General features: G+C 75.9%; 1 protein-coding gene. It reads left to right on the forward strand.

What is annotated here, in order from left to right:
- Positions 1–2,327 (forward strand): SbcC/MukB-like Walker B domain-containing protein (locus I5G_RS18245; RefSeq protein ID WP_022880336.1); only part of this gene is annotated, 2,327 nt, incomplete at its 5' end.
- Positions 2,328–2,502 lie beyond the last annotated feature (175 nt).

Genomic DNA, 2,502 nt, shown 5'->3' on the forward strand with positions numbered 1-2,502 from the left:
CGGAGGTCGCGTCCGCAGGCGGTCCCGCGGCAACGCTCGACGAACGACTCGCGAACGTGGTCCGCGCCGTCGAGCGCATGGAGTACCGGGTCGAGGCGGCCGCCCACGAGCGTGAGGCGGCGAAGAGCGCGCTGGATGCCGCCCTTGCAGCCGAACGCGAAGCGACCGCGCTGCACGGACGCCAGGTCGAGCGCCGCGTCGCCCGCGCACAGCTGGAGGCTCTCGAGGCCGACACCGGACGAATCGACGCCGCGCGCGCCGAGCTCGGCACGGCTGCCCGCGCGGAGGCGCTCCGCGCGCCGCTCGACGCCGTCGGTCGCGCCGAGCGTGCGCTCCCCGCCGCGGAGTCCGCGTGGCGCGAGGCGGTGGCCGCCGCCGATCGCGTCGGCGAGACGGGCCTCGACTCGGCTGCCGCCCTCACCGCCCGTGACGACGACCTCACGGCGCTGCTCGCGCGCGTGGACGAAGCGCTCGCGCTCGAGGAGGACCTCGCGACGATCGAGACCGACGTCACCGCGCGGCAGGCGGCGGTCGACCGCGCTGCGCGTGAGGCGGACGAGGTCGCCGCCCGACTGGCGGCGGTTCCGTCGGCGCGCGACGCCCTGGACGAACGCCTCGCGGCCCTGGCCGACGCGGCCGCGCGCCACGACCTCGCCACCGCGGAGCGGGCGGAGGTCGCGCGACGGCTCGAGGCGGCGCTCGAGGCCGAGCGTCTCGCCGAGGAGCGCGACACGGCCGACCTGGCGGCGCTCGTCCGCGCCGACGAACTGCAGCGCGCGGTCGAGGCCTGGAGCGCACTGCTGCGGCGCCGGTTGGCGGGTGCCGCGGGCGAACTCGCCCACGCCCTCGTCGACGGCGAACCGTGCGCGGTGTGCGGTTCGAGTGAGCATCCCGCCCCGGCGGTGGGTACCGGTGAGCCCGTCACGGACGCCGAGATCGCGGCGGCGGAGGAGCGCAAGGACGCCGCGAACGAGCAGGACCGCCTCGCGTCGGACGCCGCGCGCGTCACGCGGGACGCCCACGCGCTGGCCGCAGCGCGGGCCGGTGGCGAGACCGTCGCCGAGCTGCGCGAGCGCCGCGACCGGATCGACGAGGCCGCGGCCCGCGCCCAGGCCGACGCGGCCGAGCACGAGCGCCTCGCCGCGGAACGCGTCGCTCTCCTCGAGCGGGAGGCGACGGATGCCGCGGAGAGCGAGCGACTCCGCCACGAGCTCGCCGACGCCCGGCAGGAGCTCGCCCTCCGTTCGCAGAGTGCTGAGACGTTGCGCGCCGCACTGGCCGAGGCCCGCGCGGAGTTCCCGACGGTCCACGACCGTCGCCGCGACCTGCGCGCGCGGCGCGATGCCGTGCGTGCAGTCATCGCCGCGCGGGCCGAGCACGAGACGCGCGTCCGTGCCGTCGTCGAGGCGCGCGCCGCGTTCGACGAGCTGCTCGCCGCCAGCACGTTCTCCGACGAGGCCGAGGTACGCGCGGCCCTGCGGGAGCCCGGGGAGCGCCGGCGCCTCGAGGCGGTCGTCGGTGATCACGACGCGAGCCTGGCCGCCACCCGTCGTCGCCTGCTCGATCTCGAACTTCACCTGGTCGGGGCGCCCGACGACCCGATCGACCTCGCCCCCGTCGAGGCCGCGGTCCTCGACGCGCGCGCCGCGGTCGAGTCTGCGGCCGCGGCGCACGCCTCGGCGACGGCGGCCGCGACGCACGTGCGCGACCTCGCCGAGCGCGCCGACGCGGGCAGCACCGCCGTCGCTCGGCTGTCGGACGAACACGCGGTCGTCGCGCGCCTCGCCGACACGGTGGCCGGACGCGCCCCCAACACCCGCCGGATGACGCTCGAGACCTTCGTGCTCGCCGCCGAGCTGGAGGAGATCGTGGATGCCGCGAACCTCCGCCTCGACCACATGTCGGCCGGACGCTACCGCCTGCAGCACACCGACGCGCTCGCGGCCCGCGGAGCCGCCAGCGGGCTCGGGCTCGAGGTCATGGACGCGTTCACCGGCCAGTGCCGCCCACCGCAGTCGCTCTCGGGCGGCGAGACGTTCCTCGCCTCGCTGGCGCTCGCGCTCGGGCTCGCCGAGGTGGTCACGGCGCGGGCGGGTGGCATCCGACTCGACACCCTGTTCATCGACGAGGGCTTCGGCTCCCTCGACGACGAGACGCTGGATCTGGCGATGCGGACGCTCGACGAACTGCGTCAGGGCGGCCGCACCGTCGGGGTGATCAGCCACGTCGCGTCGATGAAGGATCAGCTCCCGGCCCAGGTGCGCGTGACCGCGACGCCGCGCGGCCCGAGCGTGATCCGCCAGGATGCGGTGGGCGCGCTCGCCTAGGCTGTGATCATGCGCAAGAGCACGCTGTGGACCGTCCTCGGAGTCATCGCGGCCGTCGTCATCGCGTGGATCCTCGTGAACGTCCTGTTCTCGCTCATCGCGGTCGTCTTCCGCCTCGTCGTGGTCGCGGTGGTCGCGGCCATCGGGTTTCGTGATTCTCCGAGCCGTCTTCGCG

The organism is Microbacterium sp. B19 (assembly GCF_000333395.1).
In the GTDB taxonomy this organism is placed as follows: domain Bacteria; phylum Actinomycetota; class Actinomycetes; order Actinomycetales; family Microbacteriaceae; genus Microbacterium.